At 44.9% G+C, this 557-nt stretch carries 1 protein-coding gene; it reads right to left on the bottom strand.

Features of this window, described 5'->3' with window-relative positions:
• Positions 1 to 27: 27 nt before the first annotated feature.
• On the bottom strand, positions 28 to 557 hold a 530-nt coding region (locus R7Q48_RS29910), incomplete at its 5' end, for a phosphatase (RefSeq protein ID WP_318134018.1).

The raw sequence follows: 557 nt of genomic DNA, 5'->3' as shown, positions 1-557 counted from the left end.
GGGTGCATACCTTAAATGTAATCAAGTTTATGCGTTGCGAATCTCGTCATACTCTGCGATTGGCAAGCGGCCACGCAGTTCAAGAAATGACAAAAACTGTTTAGCAGAGTGAGTAATCACTTTGTTGCTATCAATATCAAGGTTGTCCATCAGCTCACTGACAAGCTCCAGATTGCCCACATCATGACAAAAGTGTGCATCGCTTCCCGTAGTAAAATACACATCTAACGCTTTGCCGATTTGCGCAATTTCATGACAACGATCCACACTGCCAACACGGCTGTTGCCTTTGAGCGTGGTGTTATTGATTTCTATCGCTACATTGTGCTCTTTAGCGCACTTCAGCACTTGTTCAAAATCGAAGTCGAAGTTCGGGTTCCCCAAATGCCCTAACGCATCAACGCGACCGCTTTTGATGACATTTATCAGCGCTTCAGTGTGTGCTTCTTTATTGGCAGGTGGAAAAACGGGCTCGTGGAAACTGGCAATAACCCAATCCAAATTGCGATCGACGCTTGGCGGAATATCAATTTCACCTTCAATGTTAAGTATGTTGG

Source organism: Vibrio sp. 378 (genome assembly GCF_033339435.1).
The sequence above is the reverse complement of the archived record's forward strand: the minus strand, read 5'-3'. Positions and strand labels throughout refer to the sequence as shown.